The sequence below is a fragment of the Nonomuraea insulae genome, assembly GCF_042656245.1.
In genome coordinates this window covers 1-14213 of the sequence record NZ_JBHSPA010000013.1, presented here as the reverse complement: position 1 = coordinate 14213, position 14213 = coordinate 1, and the positions used below count along the sequence as shown (strand labels likewise).

Annotated in this window: 17 protein-coding genes; 6 read left to right on the top strand and 11 right to left on the bottom strand. The window is 68.9% G+C overall.

Annotation, left to right across the window (positions count from 1 at the left end):
• Positions 1-6 precede the first annotated feature (6 nt).
• Complete coding sequence (locus ACFPZ3_RS09560) at positions 7-768, top strand: NAD-dependent epimerase/dehydratase family protein (protein WP_379513626.1); 762 nt, start codon at positions 7-9, stop codon at positions 766-768.
• Here the strand turns inward: ACFPZ3_RS09560 and ACFPZ3_RS09555 are convergent.
• The 8 genes from ACFPZ3_RS09555 to ACFPZ3_RS09520 form a co-directional block, all read right to left on the bottom strand.
• Positions 698-1207 (bottom strand): RidA family protein, encoded by a 510-nt coding sequence (locus ACFPZ3_RS09555; RefSeq protein ID WP_379513625.1) that lies wholly within the window; start codon positions 1205-1207, stop codon positions 698-700. The genes ACFPZ3_RS09560 and ACFPZ3_RS09555 overlap by 71 nt on opposite strands.
• Before the next feature lie 8 nt (positions 1208-1215).
• Positions 1216-1902 carry a cyclase family protein gene (locus ACFPZ3_RS09550; protein WP_379513624.1) on the bottom strand — a complete coding sequence of 229 codons (687 nt, stop codon included), beginning with the start codon at positions 1900-1902 and terminating at the stop codon, positions 1216-1218.
• Positions 1899-2657: an SDR family NAD(P)-dependent oxidoreductase gene (locus tag ACFPZ3_RS09545; protein ID WP_379513623.1), complete on the bottom strand. Its 759-nt coding sequence runs from the start codon at positions 2655-2657 to the stop codon at positions 1899-1901. The genes ACFPZ3_RS09550 and ACFPZ3_RS09545 overlap by 4 nt, the downstream gene beginning before the upstream one ends.
• A 50-nt stretch (positions 2658-2707) precedes the next feature.
• Positions 2708-3694: a threonine ammonia-lyase gene (locus ACFPZ3_RS09540; protein ID WP_379513622.1), complete on the bottom strand. Its 987-nt coding sequence runs from the start codon at positions 3692-3694 to the stop codon at positions 2708-2710.
• Positions 3691-4626: a hypothetical protein gene (locus tag ACFPZ3_RS09535; protein ID WP_379513621.1), complete on the bottom strand. Its 936-nt coding sequence runs from the start codon at positions 4624-4626 to the stop codon at positions 3691-3693. Before ACFPZ3_RS09535 ends, ACFPZ3_RS09540 begins: the two co-directional genes overlap by 4 nt.
• Positions 4623-6038 carry a flavin monoamine oxidase family protein gene (locus ACFPZ3_RS09530; RefSeq protein ID WP_379513620.1) on the bottom strand — a complete coding sequence of 472 codons (1416 nt, stop codon included), beginning with the start codon at positions 6036-6038 and terminating at the stop codon, positions 4623-4625. The genes ACFPZ3_RS09535 and ACFPZ3_RS09530 overlap by 4 nt, the downstream gene beginning before the upstream one ends.
• Before the next feature lie 35 nt (positions 6039-6073).
• The gene (locus tag ACFPZ3_RS09525; protein ID WP_379513619.1) at positions 6074-6985 is read right to left on the bottom strand and encodes a dihydrodipicolinate synthase family protein; all 912 of its coding nucleotides are present in this window, start codon (positions 6983-6985) and stop codon (positions 6074-6076) included.
• Positions 6986-7076: 91 nt separating this feature from the next.
• Positions 7077-7844 (bottom strand): IclR family transcriptional regulator, encoded by a 768-nt coding sequence (locus ACFPZ3_RS09520; RefSeq protein WP_379513618.1) that lies wholly within the window; start codon positions 7842-7844, stop codon positions 7077-7079.
• Between the two features lie 310 nt (positions 7845-8154).
• Here ACFPZ3_RS09520 and ACFPZ3_RS09515 point away from each other — a divergent pair, with 310 nt between their 5' ends.
• The 4 genes from ACFPZ3_RS09515 to ACFPZ3_RS09500 all read left to right on the top strand — a co-directional run bounded on the left by ACFPZ3_RS09515 (position 8155) and on the right by ACFPZ3_RS09500 (position 11692).
• A complete protein-coding gene (locus ACFPZ3_RS09515) occupies positions 8155-9540 on the top strand; it encodes an MFS transporter (RefSeq protein ID WP_379513617.1) in 1386 nt (461 codons plus the stop codon).
• A gap of 63 nt (positions 9541-9603) precedes the next feature.
• Positions 9604-10500: an aldehyde dehydrogenase family protein gene (locus tag ACFPZ3_RS09510; RefSeq protein WP_379513616.1), complete on the top strand. Its 897-nt coding sequence runs from the start codon at positions 9604-9606 to the stop codon at positions 10498-10500.
• 38 nt (positions 10501-10538) lie between these two features.
• The gene (locus tag ACFPZ3_RS09505; protein WP_379513615.1) at positions 10539-10943 is read left to right on the top strand and encodes a sensory rhodopsin transducer; all 405 of its coding nucleotides are present in this window, start codon (positions 10539-10541) and stop codon (positions 10941-10943) included.
• A gap of 149 nt (positions 10944-11092) precedes the next feature.
• Positions 11093-11692: a hypothetical protein gene (locus ACFPZ3_RS09500; RefSeq protein ID WP_379513614.1), complete on the top strand. Its 600-nt coding sequence runs from the start codon at positions 11093-11095 to the stop codon at positions 11690-11692.
• Between the two features lie 62 nt (positions 11693-11754).
• Here the strand turns inward: ACFPZ3_RS09500 and ACFPZ3_RS09495 are convergent, their stop codons facing one another.
• A complete protein-coding gene (locus ACFPZ3_RS09495; RefSeq protein ID WP_379513613.1) occupies positions 11755-11883 on the bottom strand; it encodes a hypothetical protein in 129 nt (42 codons plus the stop codon).
• Between the two features lie 594 nt (positions 11884-12477).
• Between ACFPZ3_RS09495 and ACFPZ3_RS09490 the strand changes: the two genes are divergently transcribed.
• Positions 12478-12741: a hypothetical protein gene (locus tag ACFPZ3_RS09490; protein ID WP_379513612.1), complete on the top strand. Its 264-nt coding sequence runs from the start codon at positions 12478-12480 to the stop codon at positions 12739-12741.
• Between the two features lie 444 nt (positions 12742-13185).
• Here ACFPZ3_RS09490 and ACFPZ3_RS09485 read toward each other — a convergent pair whose 3' ends face one another.
• Together ACFPZ3_RS09485 and ACFPZ3_RS09480 are read right to left on the bottom strand one after the other, a co-directional pair.
• Complete coding sequence (locus ACFPZ3_RS09485) at positions 13186-13671, bottom strand: DUF3592 domain-containing protein (protein WP_379513611.1); 486 nt, start codon at positions 13669-13671, stop codon at positions 13186-13188.
• Positions 13672-13994: 323 nt separating this feature from the next.
• A complete protein-coding gene (locus tag ACFPZ3_RS09480; RefSeq protein WP_379513769.1) occupies positions 13995-14123 on the bottom strand; it encodes an ATP-binding protein in 129 nt (42 codons plus the stop codon).
• Positions 14124-14213 lie beyond the last annotated feature (90 nt).

Genomic DNA, 14213 nt, shown 5'->3' with positions numbered 1-14213 from the left:
GTGCCCTTGACCACCGTACTGATCACCGGCGCCGCCGGAAACGTCGCCACTCTCCTCCGTCCCGGGCTGGAGGGGCTCGACCTGCGAGTTACCGACAGGCGCGCTGCCGAGGGATGGGGCACCCGGGCGACCGTCACAGGCGACCTGTCCGACCCGGAGTTCGCGGCGGCGGCCGTCGGCGGCGTCGACGCGGTCATCCACCTGGCCGCCTCGCCTCTCGCCGGCGCCCCATGGTCCGGCCTGCGCGTCCCCAACGTCGACGTGACCGCCACCCTGCTCGACGCCGCCGCGGCCGCCGGCGTGCCGAAGGTCGTGCTGGCCTCGTCGGTGCACGCCATGGGCGGGTACGTGCGCTCCGGCTCGATGATCGTCGATCCCTCGTGGCCCGCCAGGCCATGCTGCCGCTACGGCGCGACCAAAGCCTTCGCCGAGGCCTACGGTCACGCGATCGCCGCCACGAGCCGCACCTCCGTCGTCTGCCTGCGGTTGGGCCTGTGCCTGCCCAAGCCCACGACGACCGGCAATCTGGCCGAATGGCTCGCCCCCGCCGACCTGCGACGGCTCGTCCTGGCCGCGCTGGCGGCCGACATACGGTACGGCGTCTACTTCGGAGTCTCCGCCAACACCCGCCGTCTCTTCGACGTGACCAACGCCCGCGACGAGCTCGGCTTCGAGCTCCGCCTCGACTCCGAAGTGTTCACCCGAGAGGTGCGGCCGGGCCCGGCAGGCATCTGCCCGCTGCTCCACCACGCCCTCCCGCCCACCTGACCCCAGAGGCGCGAGGAGATCCTGCGCACGCGGAAGGGCGTTGGCGACGGGAATCGCCGGGGTACCGACCGGCGGTGTCAGCGCGTGGTGGCGGCGACTGCGTCGATCTCGAACCTGGGCCGGGGACGGCCAGACCGGTCACCGCGGTGGTCCTGGCCGGATAGGGTTCGGCGAAGTGCTCGCGGTAGATCGCGTTCATCTCGGCGAAGTCGCCGGCGTCGGTGAGGTAGACACCAACCCGGACGACCTGGTCCAGACCGCTGCCGACGGACTCGAGTGCCGCCGCGAGGTTCCGGATCGCCGCGTGGACCTCGTCGGCGAAGGACTCCGGGATCTCGCCGTCGCCGCTCATGCCCACCTGGCCGGACACGTAGACCGTGCCGTTCAGCAGGCGGGCGGGGCTCAGTGGCGGGGTGGTCGGAGAATTGCGAGTGCTCATCACGTGTCCTAGCTTCGTCGTGGTTGGGTTCTGGACTGTTGGGAACGCGCCGGCACCGGGCCCGGTTGGTCGGCGAGGGCGAAAGCCCGGCAAGGACCGCCGTCCCCGGCGCCCGCGAGCAGCGGCGCCGCGCAGAACCAGACCTCAGGGGCGGGTAGCCGGTCCAGGCCGGTGAGGTTCTCGATGATCGGGATGCCGGCGCCGAGCAGGATCTGGTGGGCCTGCTGGTCGGTGGCGCCGACGGGGTCCGGTGAAGGAAAGTCGATACCGATGAACCGCACGTCGAGCTCGCGCAGGTGTTCCGCGGCCGCGACGGACAGGTACGGTGCGCCGGCGTAGTACGCCTCGGTGCCCCACGAGCCGGCGTGCCCGGTGGCCAGCAGCACCCCGCGGCCTGCGGCCATGACATCGGTCAGGTTCTCCGGCTCGATGGCGCCCGGTCCTGGATGCGGGAGGCGTAGCACGGCGGCGAGCCCCATCCAGGACTCCAGGGGCAGGTCGAAGGTGCCGGCGCCGCCGTCGATCATGTGCGCCGGCGCGTCGACGTGGGTGCCCACATGCGACCAGCAGTGGATGTCGGTCATCAACGCCCCGTGCTCGGGCACGGTCCGCACGGTGGTGAAACCAGGCTCCGGTGTTCCCGGGTAGACCGGGACGCCGTCATGCAGCGGATGCGTCAGGTCGTACGCGGTCACGGTGTGTTCCTGGCCGGTGCGTTCCCGTTCAACGCGGTTTGACCGCCGTCGACGGTCAGCGAGGTTCCGTTGATGTAGGCGGCGTCGTCCGAGGCGAGGAACACCGCCGCCGCGGCGCACTCCTCGGCGGTACCCCAGCGTCCGGCCGGCGGGAACGCGAAGGTCTCGCCCGCGGTGGCCAGCGCGGCGCTGTTGAGCGGGGTTTCGATGGTGCCCGGCGCGACGGCGTTGACCCGGATGCCGAACGGCGCGAGATCCACCGCCATCGAGCGCACGAGCATGAGCAGCCCGCCTTTCGACGCGTTGTAGTGGGCGGTGTCGGGCTCGGCCACGGTGGAGTTGGTCGAGGCGGTCACCACGATCGCGCCGCCCCGGCCTGCGTCGGCCATCGCCCGGGCGGCCTGCTGGCAGACGAGGAACGAGCCGCGCAGGTTGACCTCCAGCACCTCGTCCCACTCTTCGACGGTGAGCTCCAGGAAGGGCCGCTGCCGCCAGATCCCGGCGTTGGCGACCAGCACGTCGATCCCGCCGAAACGCTCGACGACCTCGGTCACCAGCTCACGCACGGCCTCGGGGTCGGTGACGTCGCAGATCCAAGGGGTGATCCCGGCGGGGGTTACGGCGGCCGGGTCCGGCGCGGACCGGTCCGCGCTCACCACCCGGGCTCCGCGTGCGGCCAGCCGGGCCGCGGTGGCCGCGCCGATTCCGCTGGCGCCACCGGTGACCACCGCGACCTTCCCGTCGAACGTCCCCATGGGGCCTGCCCTTCCTGTTCTCGTGGTTACCGGGCGCCGCTGCTCGCGGCTCACTGTCCGACGACTTCGCGCAGCAGAGCGGGGTCGACGTTACCGCCGGTCATCAGGCAGACGACCCGCTCGCCGGGGATCACGCCGGCGTCGTGCGTGGCCAGGGCGGCGATCGTGGTGGCGCTGGAGGGTTCGACGGGAAGACGTTCGGCGCGGAAAACCGCGGCCATCGCCTCCCGGATCGCGGTTTCCTCGACCGTGACCACCCGGTCCACCAGGGCCTTGGTCACGCCGAAGGTCAGTTCCCCGGGCGCGCGGGCGGCCAGGCCGTCGGCGATGGTGGTGAACGGCGGGATGCGCACGACCTTCCCGGCTTCCAGCGAGCGGCGCATGCGGTCGGCTCCGGCGGGTTCGACCCCGATCACCCGCGCGCCCACCCCCGCAGCGGCCAGACCGCGCGCCACTCCCGCGATCAGCCCACCGCCGCCAATCGGCACGAGCACCGTGTGGGCGTCCGGCCCGTCCGCGGCCAACTCGGTCCCGATGGTGGCCTGACCAGCGACGATGTTCGGGTCTTCGAAGCTGTGCACGTAGGGCAAGCCGTCGCGGGCACACACGGCGGTGGCGTGTTCGAACGCCTCCTGCCAGTCGCTGCCGGCCACGCGGATCTCGGCGCCCAGGGTGCGCATCGCCTCGACCTTGGCCGGGTTGGCGCCTTGGGGAACGTAGACGTACGCGGTCCGCCCGGCTTGGGAGGCGGCGAAGGCCAGGCCGAGGCCATGGTTGCCGGTGGACGCCGTGACCAGCGCGGCGTCGCGGTTCGCTGCCGAGCGTGCGAGTTCGTGCACCGCGAAGAGGGCGCCTCGGACCTTGAACGAGCGGGTCGGCTGGATCAGCTCCCATTTCAGCCACACCTGCCGGCCCAGCAGCTGGGACAGACCGGGCGAATATTGGCAGGGAGTGGGCCGCAGTACTGACCGCAGGTACTCCGCGGCCCGGGCGATGAGGTCACCGGGGATCAGCGCGTCGAGTGCCGAGGTGGTCATGCCCCGACCACTTCCCCGACCACTTCCCCGGCCACTCCCGCCTCGTGCTCGGGGAAACGGGTGAGGCCCTCTATCAGCCGCGCTCCGGGCGGGGACATCCGCCCGAGCAGCCCGTGCCGGTCGAGTAGCTCTCGGGTCAGATGGGCGCGCCGGACGCGTTCGCGGGCGCTGGCCACGGCGAGCTGTTCCAGGTGCAGGCCCACCGGGTAGATGTCGGCCGCGTTGCGCAGCCCGAACTTGAGATAGACCGGGGCTGCGGCTGCCACGATGGCCGGTGCCTCGTGGTGGCGTACGAAGCCGCCGAGGTTGTCCGGTGACTCGATGTAGACGTCGATCGCAGCCCGGCCGGCGGCGCGCAGTTCCGCGAGCTGAGCGACGGTCAGGTCACCGGGCACGTTGATGGAGTCGGCGCCCAGGCGTTCGACGACGGCGAACGCCGCCGGGTTGGCCGGTCCGGTGAGGGCCGACATCTTCAGCCGCAGCCCGGAGGGCAGGTCGCCGCGGACGCGCGCGCGGTGCAGCTCGTAGAGCACGCCCTCATCGGCCACCAGGAGACAGCTCACGCCCAGCTCCGCCGCGCGTACCGCGTCGGCGACGCTGAACCGCACCTGGTCCGCGCCGCGCACCCGCGGGCCGAGCCCGGAACCGGGCACCTTCGCAGAGCCCCCGATGTCCCAGGTGCCGCGCGGGCCCAGGAACAGGCACAGCTCCATGTTCGCCGCATCGGCGGCCTGGACCATCGCTCGGATCTCGGCATCGTCGAGCATCGCGACACCGCTGCCCTGGCTGACCCGGTGGACGGTCAGGTCGTAGCGCTGGGTCTGTTCGATCACCGCTTCCAGCGCCGCCGGCCCCTCAACTGAGGGGATTTCGATGCGAAAGAGCCCGTCGTCCGGGAAGGTTGCCGGACGGGAAGCGTCGTACATGGTCATGCTCGTCCTCCGGGACGGGTCGTAGCGGCCGGTGGTCCCGCGTTCTGGTCCAGTGCGGCGCGGGCGCGCCGCGCCGCGTTCAGCCCGGTGGTGGCCGCCTGTTCCACGTTGCCGAGCTCGACGAAGTAGTCACCGGCGAGCTGGATGCGCCCGTCGTTGCGCTCGGCGTGCTCGCGCAGCGGGCTCGCGTCGAACCCCGGCCGGCGGTAGGTGTTGCCGATCGGCCAGCGCTGCACCACCGTTTCCGTGATCCGGTCGCGAAGGGCGGGGTGAACGCGGAGGAGGTCATCGGTGAAGCGCTTGGCGATCGTCTCGTCCGACTCGTCGAGCAGGGCTGCGGCGGGCGCGCCGCCCGCATAGACCATGAAGCTGCTCCCCACCTTCCGCGCGACCTCGGGGATGGGGTTGGTGTGGTCGAACATCATGCTGAACGACGAGCCGGGAGTCGTCGTCGCATAGACGCCGTCCCAGCGGCTGGCCGGCAGCGGGGAGGTGAGCACCCCCATGGACACGAACGGCCCATAGGACACCTGGCCCAGGCACGTGTCCAGCCGTTCGGGCAGCCCGTGGACGACCTGTCGGACAGCCGGGGCCGGCAGGGCCACGACCACCTGGGATGCGTGCACCTCGTGCGCGCCGTCCGGCGCCCGATACCGCACACGCACCCCGTCGTCGGTCTCGGCGATTTCGGTGACCTCCGCGGAAAGCCGGATCCGGTCGCTCAGCGCCGCACCGGCCGCCCGGGGCAGCTCGCCCGTTCCCCCCGCCACGTTCAGAGAGGCGAAGCTCCTGGAACCGCCCCACACCGAGGCGAACAGTGAGGCGGCGACCCCGCCCGACTGGTCGGCCAGCTCCGAAGCGGCCCGGCGGCCGACGGTGCCCAGCAGGTCCCGCACCCGTGGCGGCAGGGCGCCCAGCAGGTCGATTGTCGAGCGATCGGCGAGATACGCGTCGAGCCGGGCGCGCCGGCTCAGCGGCCCGTCCCCGGGGCGGGGTGCTGCCTGCCGATAGTATCCGCGCGCGGCCCGCATCAGCTTGAGACCCGCGAAGACCAGCGCCAGCCGGTCCCGGAGGCTCAACGGCAGGGTCAGCGCATGCGTCTCCGGCCGGGGTGAACGGTGCAGCTTCCCGTCCATCGCGACGGCGGTCTTCACCCCCGGGATCTCCAGGGTGTGCAGACCGAGGTCGTCGAGCATGCCGTGCAGCGTGGAGCCAGGGCCGGGGAACAGATGGCACCCCAGGTTGATCCACCGCTCACCACGGGGCGCCGAGTACATCCGGCCGCCGAGCCGGTCGGCCGACTCCAGCAGCAGCACCTCGCGGTCACGCAGGTGCCACGCCGCGGCCAGGCCGGCGGCACCACCGCCGACGACCACCACGTCGTACCGGGTCTGGGCTTGAACTGAAACCACCTGATCTCCTCTCGTTGTCCGAGGCGCCAGGCCGGTCAGCGAACGACCTTGACCAGGCCGTCGACCGCCCTTTCGAGCGTGACGAGCGCGTCAGCCAGCGCCGCGTGCTCGTTCGCGGTCAGGGGCCGGGCCGGCGAACGGGTGACCGACGCGGGCTTGCCGGTCAGCTCGCAGGCCGCCTTCACCGCCGCGTTGTAGGGCAGGACCTCGATGAGCCGGGCGACCGGGTAGGTGGCGGCCCACAGCCGCGCCACCGTGTCCCGGTCTCCGGAGACCGCCGCGTCGACCATGTTCCGGTAGACCGCGCCCAGGAAGTTCGCTCCGCCGGTGATGGCGCCTCGCACACCCAGCAGCAGCGCCGGACCGAGGATCGAGTCGACCCCGTTGAGCACTCGCACCGGCTGGTCGGCCACCGCGAAGTCGTACAGCTGCCCCAGGTCGCCGGCGGAGTCCTTGACGTAGCGGATGGCGGGAACCCGGCCGGCCAGCTCACGCAGGAACGCGGGATGCTGCCCGAGCCCGGTGCCGGCGGGCTGGTTGTACGCCACGATCGGCAGGTCCACCGACTCCGCGACCAGGCTGTAGTAGTCCGCGGCCTCCGACTCGCTGATCGGCTCGAAGTACGGCACCGTCATCAGCAGGGCGGCGGCTCCGTGGTCGGCGGCGTGCCGGGACAGCTCCACGGCCTGCGCGGTCGAGCCGGCGCCCACGTGCGGCACGACCGGCACCCGCCCGGCCGCCTGGTCGAGCACGATTTCCACCACCTGGCGGCGCTCGGCCCCGGTCATCGTGGCGAACTCCCCGGTGCCGCCGCACGGGACGATCCCGTCGATGCCGTCCTCGACGGCCTTGTCGACCAGAATCCGCAGCGCGGCCTCGTCGATCTCCGCTCCACCGTCCGTGAAAGGTGTGACGAGCGCCGACAGCGACCCGTTCAGGTCGGTCATGGGTGACTCCTAGCGATTTTCCGGTATATCGGACGATGTCTGATATACCGAACACTAGGTAGCTCAAGGCGGAGTCGTCAACCGGCGGTCCTCACCTCGCCGGGACGGTCGGGTCGCCCAGGTTCGCGGACAACGCCGCAGCTCCGGTCGTCACGAGCTCGGACAGCCGGTCGGCGAAGGTGGCGTCCCAGCGGTACGTGGGCACCGAGACGCTCAGCCCTCCGATGACCCCACCACGACCGTCCCGGATCGGGGCGGCGACGCAGCGCACATCCGGGTTGGATTCGCAGTCGTCCCAGGCCACGCCGGTCTTTCTCACCTCGGCCAGCACCTCCCGCAGCCGGTCTGTGTTGTCGATGCCCGAGGGGGTGAGCACCTCCAGGGAACTGCCCGCGGGATAGAGCCTGTCCAGTTCATCCTCCGTCCGGTAGGCGAGCGCGGCCTTGCCCACCGCGGTCAGGTGCGCGGGCAGGCGTGCTCCGACGGTGGAAACCAGCTTCACCGCGTGCTCGCTGTCGACCTTGGCCACGTAGACGACCTCCGGGCCGTCGAGCAGTGCCACCTGAACGGTCTCCCCGCATTCGGCGGCCACTCGCCGGGCGTGCCGCCGAGCGATCCGCACGACATCCAGCGACCGTTCGACCGCGTTGCCGAGCTCGAACAACCGTATCCCCAGCGCGTACGCCGAACCCTCCGCCTGCACGAAGCCGTACGCCTCGAGGGTTTTGAGCAGCTCGTGCGTGGTGGCTCGCGGCAGGGACAGCGCCGCCGCGATCTCCGAGGCGGTACGCGGACCACTCGCCAGATGACCCAGGATGTCCAGGCCTCGTGCAAGTGCTGTGACCAGGCGTGTCGCCATCTCGTCTCCTCGCTCAGAATGCGTCGGTCCGCCGGGGGTGAGTGTTGACACCTTCCGGAAACGGTCACTAGTGTTCGCCGAAATTCCGGACACCCGTCCGGTATTCCGGATACTAGTGGAAACCAGTCCGCGAGTGATGGCGGACCGAGAACTTCGCCGTACCGTCCGAAACCCGGTGGCGCGGCGTTCCCGCCCCCACGGGACGGTCTCCTCCGGGCCCGTGCTCCGACGAGCTCACCCCCGCGTACGGCAGGGCCCGCCCGTCGGAGAACTTCCTGTAGCAATCGGTAGACCAGAAGGTGATTTTCCGATGCCCCAGCCGCACACGGTCCGGCTCAGCAGCACCTACCGGCGCAAGGTCGGCGTCAGCAGCGTGCTCAGCCAGCTCATGGAGTGGTACGACTTCCAGCTCTTCGGGCTGGCCTCAGTCCTGGTGTTCCCGGCGCTGTTCTTTCCAGAGGCCGGCCGGACCGGGGCCGTGCTCCTGTCCTTCGCCGGACTCGCCGTCGGCTTCATGGCGCGCCCGCTGGGCGCGCTGATCTTCGGGCACCTCGGTGACACCGTCGGCCGCAAGACCGTCCTGATGATCACGTTGTCGCTGATGGGCGGCGCCACCTTCGTCATGGGACTGCTGCCCACCGCAGTGGCCATCGGCGGCTGGGCCCCGGTGTTGCTCGTGCTTCTGCGAGTCCTGCAGGGCGTGGGCGTCGGCGGTGAACAGGGCGGCGCCACGCTGATGATGGTCGAGTCGGCGCCACCACGACGGCGCGGCTTCGCTTCCGGTGTCATGGAGACAGGCGAATTCATGGGCCTGCTCATCGCCACCGGTCTGTTCACGCTGCTCACCGTGGCCCTGCCGCACGAGCAGTTCCTCTCCTGGGGCTGGCGGGTGCCCTTCCTGATCAGCGCCGCCATCGCGATCTTCGGACTGTGGATCCGGACCAGGCTGATGGACACCCCGGCGTTCGAAGAGGCGAAGGCGGACGGGCTGCTGGCCGAACGGCCGCTGTCCGAGCTGTTCAAGGTGGGAAAGCGCAGCATGCTGCTGTCCGTGGCGCTGCGTCTGTTCGAAACCGGTAGTGGCTTCCTCATCGTCACTTTCTCGCTGTCCTACGCCACTGACAACGCCGGGGTCTCCGAGTCTGTCTCGACCGCCGGCGTCATGATCGCCTCGGCGGTCTCCATCGTCTGCATCCCCTTCTACGGCTACCTGGGGGACAAGTTCGGCCGCAAGATCGTGTTCTGCGGCGGGATGATCTTCCTGCTGATCGCAATATGGCCGTTCTTCCTGGTCATCGACACCCGTTCGACACCTCTGATCCTGCTCGGCTACGCCTTGCTGTACGCCTTCGGCTCCGCGCCGCTACTGGGTGTTGAGTTCGCCTGGATCGCCGAGCTGTTCCCGACCAACATCCGGTTCAGCGGCCTGTCGATCGGCTTCCAGATCGGCGCCATCCTCGGCGGCGGCATCGCCCCGTTCCTGGCCACCCTCCTGGTCAGCGCCGCGCACGGCTCGCTGTGGCTGGTCATGCTCTACCTGCTGCTGCTGTGGTCCATCTCCATGGTCGCGGTCGTCAAGGCCCCGGATACCTACCGCAGTGAGCTCGCCGCGACCGCCGCCGCGGTCGACCATGCCGGGGGTACGACCGAGGACGCGGCCGCCGAAGTCCGCGACGAGAAGAAGTCCGGGGCATAACGCGCCATCGGCCGGACGGACCACGGAGATAGCGGCCTTCGGGCCGGTCGAGAGGCGAGGCGAATGGTCAGACCGAGATCGATCGCCTTGGCCGCACTGACGGGGAGTGTCCTCATCGGTGAGAGCGCGATCGCCCCCGCCGCCGCGATGTTCCGGGCCGTAGCCCCGATCACCGGCGAGGAGGTCGGCCCTGGCTTCGCGGAGTGCGGAGCCGAGGAGGTGAACCGGGCCGCGGACCTGGCCTCCGAGGCGTTCGGCGGTTATCGCCGCACCAGCTCCCGGGAGCGCGCCGCCTTCCTGGAGCCGATCGCCGACGAGATCGAGGCACGTGCCGGCGCCATTGCCGAACGGGCCATGCTGGAGCCCGGTCTGCCGTCGGCCCGGCTCGCCGACGGAACCGCGCACACTACCGGCCAGCTGCGCCTCTTCGCTAAGTTACTGCTCGAAGGCGGCTGGCTCCAGGTCCAGATCGACCCGGGCGATCCGGAACGCACGCCGCTGCCGCGCCCCGACGTGCGCCGGCGTTCGGTGCCGCTCGGCCCGGTCGCCCCATCCGGCGTGAGCAACTTCCCGCTCGCGTTCTCCGTCACTGGTGCGCCACCGTCTCGGCCCTCGCCGCCGGCGCACCGGTGGTGGTCAAGGCGCATCCCGCCCACCCCGGCACCTCCGAGGGCGTCGGAGCGGCGATCCTCGCGGCGGCACGGCCTGGGAGGGAACCTTATCCCTCCTCCAGGGCAACGGTCACGAGCTCGGCACCACGCTCGTGTCCCGCCCGGCGATCATGGCCGTGGGATTGACCGGTTCGCGCACCGGAGGGCTTGCGCACATCGTACGCGGGCGATCGAGCTGTTCCTCCGGCCGGTTGCCTACCAGAACGTTCCCGCAGAGCTGCTGCCGACCGAGTCGCGCGACGACAACCCGCTGCGGGTGTTCCGCCGCATCGACGGCCTCCAAAGGTGACCACAACCGACGAATACGACAAGGACGGAGCCGCAGACATGCCGACGAATGAAACCCCGCCGACCCAGCAGATTCCTGGTACCCGCCACACCTGGTGGTTCCCCGACGGCGACCTGCCGGAGCCCGTCGAGGGAGATCGTTTCGTCAGCCACGAGGCCCTGATCGTGCTGAATCCGGCGAAGCAGTCCTCGCGGCTCCGGCTGACCTTCTACTGGACGGACCGGCCACCCACGTCCTTCGACCACGACATCGTCGTCGAAGGGGAACGGGTTCGCTGCCTTCGCCTGGACCGGCTGCAAGATCTCGGAATCGACTTCACGATCCCGTTCCGCACGCAGTACGCGATCCGGCTTGACAGTTCGGTCCCGGTCTTCTGCCAGTACGGTCGGCTCGACTCCGTCCAGGCCAATCTCGCGCTCATGGCGGCTCCGAGTTTCGGCTGAACCACCGCGCCCTGACTTCACGCGCGATGAGTGGCCCCTTCTAAGCGCGGTTTCCGGCCCCTCTTGTAGATCTTGGCTCCTTGATCGAGCGTGTGATTTGGCCCCAGAGCTCTGGCTGTTGAAGCGTTGCGAGACGTTACTGTTCCAAGGTGCTTAGTAGCGAAGGGGCTCGGCTGGGCGACAAGGCTGCTCGCCGGCTAGTGCAGTCCGGTTGCTGTCGCATCGAGCCAGGACTGACCGAAGCCGAATTCGCCCGCATCGAGCGCGAGTACGGATTCGAGTTCGCTGACGACCATTGGGCGTTTTTGGCCGCCGGGCTGCCAGTGAGTTCACCCGCCGAGGAAGGGCAGACCTGGGCTCAACCCTGGCCGAACTGGCGAAACGGCGACCCCGACCAGTTGCGACAGCACCTGGATTGGCCGACGGAAGGCGTCCTGTTCGACGTTCAACACGGTTACTGGCATGACGCCTGGGGCGTGCGCCCCCTCGTTCTGAAGGATGCAGTGGCAGCAGCGACGCTGCATCTCGCTCAGGTGCCGCGCATGATTCCGATCTTCGCCCACCGCTGCCTGCCCGCCGGACGCGGGACCTGCGGGCACCCGGTGCTCTCGATCTATCAGACCGACATCATCTATTACGGCAACGACCTGCCTGATTACATCGACCGAGAGTTTGGCGCCCGGGAAGCAAATGTCGGCGACAGACGGAATCCGCAGGCCACGGTGCCGTTCTGGCGAGACTTCCTCTGATCCGAGGACCTGCTTCGGCGTCGATGTCGGCGTGGAGATCATTCGGCTGGATCGAGAACGGATCACGGGCCGGCGCTGCTCTGTTGTGCTTGGCTGCGTACCAGCCGGTAGGAGTCGGTGCCGGTTTCGACGATGGCGGCGCAGAGGCGTGGTTCGGTGAACGTCTTGGTCCAGCCATCTGGGGGTGGCACAAGTTCCTGGCGGACGATCCCGGCTGCTAGCTGGGGGTTTCTGGCCCCTTCTCGTTTCCTGATTCGTGAGGCGCGAGAAGCACATGTTAGGCACTGCCTTCATTCTTCTGGTGTGAGGAAGGTGTGCCGGTAGCGCGGTTTCGACTGCGGGGTGCTGGAGGCGGTGCGCTCCCGCCCGAGCCTCTGGCCGGCGACCCGATGGAGTATCAGGCGCGCTGCGTCGAGGGCGTTCGTGGCCCGTTCGCGGGGTTAGGCCGGTGATCACCGAGAACGATACCGGGCCGCTGGAGCGGGCTCTGGCGGTCTGACTGTTGTGCGGGATGCGCGTTGACCGCCCAGCTCTGGTGGGGGCTGCGGCGGGTGCACCAAAGCGGATTCGTCCGCTCGTGGAACCTCGGGATCATCGGGTTCGTTTGACCGGGTGTGGGGAGCAGCACAAGTAAGAGACGCCCGCGGAATCGGGATCGCCGACGCGGCAGCAGAGCCCCGCACGCGACCAATGCACCGCGCAGACCCCCGGCCCTCTCGAACGGCTGGCAGCGCTTCTGGGAGAACAGGATCCGCAAACAGTCCCAGACTCCCGAGAATCTCTGGTTGACCTGGGGTCTGCCCGCGGCCGGCGTGTTGATGGGCTTCGAATTCATGTACTACGCCGTCTTCGCTGACAAACTGGGCGGTACGAGCGTCCTCGGGGTTCTGGGGGCCGCCGCCTGCGCGTTCGCCGCCCTCTTCGCCAGAGGCCTGCACGAGTACGTCAGTTACCGGAGAACCGGAGAATTCCCCTTTCGCGTCGTGGGCACCGTCACGGGTGTCGGGGCGGCGGTCGCCGTCCTCATCCAGATCGTCTTCATGAGCTGAGAACGGTCCGGGCTCTCGGCTCGGCGCTTGGCAACGGCCCTGCCATTCTGGTGGCATTTTGGCGATCGCGGCGTGGATCTGTGTCGGTGATGACACCGTGGGGGCCTGACGGTGGCGGTGCCAGACCGATCGGCGTGAGACGTTCTTGATCGGGCGGTACCCGGTCGACAAGAGCGCGGTCAGTCAGCGGATATCGGGCAGCGCGCCTTCCTGACTCACGGCTGCGGTGACACTGCGGGGCGGTTCACCGCCGACCAACGATGTGCGTGTAGTAGATCTTGCGACTCAAGCTCTCGGTCAACCCGCCGGCACCACATGCCTGAAAACCAGAACGGCCGTCCCGAAACCGTTCTTGGGCTCAAATGATCAGCGCACCACATAGGTTGATCTCGTGGTGATGGAAGGTCGTGTGCGGGACGGTCCCGCCGTGGGAGGCAGGCGCTCTTAGCGGTCGGCCGTTCCCCGGCGCCGCTTCATCCTTGTTATCCAGAAGCTGAGCCAGAAGAAGGCGTCGGCTTGCCGCCACCACAACAGAACCGCCAGGGGGACGGCCAGGAGGACGACGACCACTTTCCTCGGACTCACGATTTGCATGAAACCGGCCTGCGGATCCAGCACATTGCCACTTGGATCGGCAGGCTCATAGAGCACCTGTCGCTGATCGTCGATCAGGGGACGCCCCTGCCAGCGGGAACCATCGACTCGCGTCTGGATGTGCCTACCATCGCGTGTGGTGAACCTGACAATGGCATCGTCAGACGAATAGCGGCTAGTTTCGGTGCGGACAACGGTGGCCATAGCCGACACGCCGCTCTCCCGCAACCGCTGCACCGCTCTGAAATCATTCACCGTGGCCACCGACATGCCGATTGCTATGAGCATCAGCACGATCGCGATCTGGCCGTGAATGGAGGAGAGACGGTCCCGCATCGATGTCCGGGGATGAGGATCGGAGCTCACCTGCGAACTGCCTGCCCCCTCTTGCTTTTCACTACGTCCACGCCTGCGCCTCTTGCTCCTGCCGGCGGCGCTGCCCATCCGACCTCGTTTCTCCTTCAGCCCACTATGAGATCAACGATCTGGCCTGAGCAGAGTTCCCAGGCAGGGGTCCGGGCCACGGGCCGGCGCGGCAGACAGTCGTAGCTCATGGTTACCCAGGATTGCTAGCCGGGCGGTGCTGACAGGTCGTATCCCGCCGAACTCCTACCTAAGAAGCCCGAACCTGTGCGGTTTCGGCCTCACCTGACACACCTTCACGTAAACACGTGCGCTTTGCCGAACCCCTCGTTGGAAGCGATCGCAACGCTCGCGGTCTCCTCCCTGTCGGTCAACACCTGGAAGAGCAGGTCGGCGCCGCGTTTGTCGAGTTTCATGTAGCCCAGCTCATCAAGCTATGCGGATATCCGCATAGGTCGACCTATGCCGACATCGCGACTATGCCGAGTACCGAGCCGCAGGAGCTGGCTGAGCAG

Excerpts from the sequence above, each read along its gene's own strand:
- ACFPZ3_RS09555 (WP_379513625.1), bottom strand. The coding sequence starts at position 1,207 with ATGAGCACTCGCAATTCTCCGACCACCCCGCCACTGAGCCCCGCCCGC.
- ACFPZ3_RS09535 (WP_379513621.1), bottom strand. The coding sequence starts at position 4,626 with ATGACCATGTACGACGCTTCCCGTCCGGCAACCTTCCCGGACGACGGG.
- ACFPZ3_RS09505 (WP_379513615.1), top strand. The coding sequence starts at position 10,539 with ATGCCGACGAATGAAACCCCGCCGACCCAGCAGATTCCTGGTACCCGC.
- ACFPZ3_RS09540 (WP_379513622.1), bottom strand. The coding sequence starts at position 3,694 with ATGACCACCTCGGCACTCGACGCGCTGATCCCCGGTGACCTCATCGCC.
- ACFPZ3_RS09515 (WP_379513617.1), top strand. The coding sequence starts at position 8,155 with ATGCCCCAGCCGCACACGGTCCGGCTCAGCAGCACCTACCGGCGCAAG.
- ACFPZ3_RS09485 (WP_379513611.1), bottom strand. The coding sequence starts at position 13,671 with ATGCGGGACCGTCTCTCCTCCATTCACGGCCAGATCGCGATCGTGCTG.
- ACFPZ3_RS09525 (WP_379513619.1), bottom strand. The coding sequence starts at position 6,985 with ATGACCGACCTGAACGGGTCGCTGTCGGCGCTCGTCACACCTTTCACG.
- ACFPZ3_RS09510 (WP_379513616.1), top strand. The coding sequence starts at position 9,604 with ATGGTCAGACCGAGATCGATCGCCTTGGCCGCACTGACGGGGAGTGTC.
- ACFPZ3_RS09545 (WP_379513623.1), bottom strand. The coding sequence starts at position 2,657 with ATGGGGACGTTCGACGGGAAGGTCGCGGTGGTCACCGGTGGCGCCAGC.
- ACFPZ3_RS09520 (WP_379513618.1), bottom strand. The coding sequence starts at position 7,844 with ATGGCGACACGCCTGGTCACAGCACTTGCACGAGGCCTGGACATCCTG.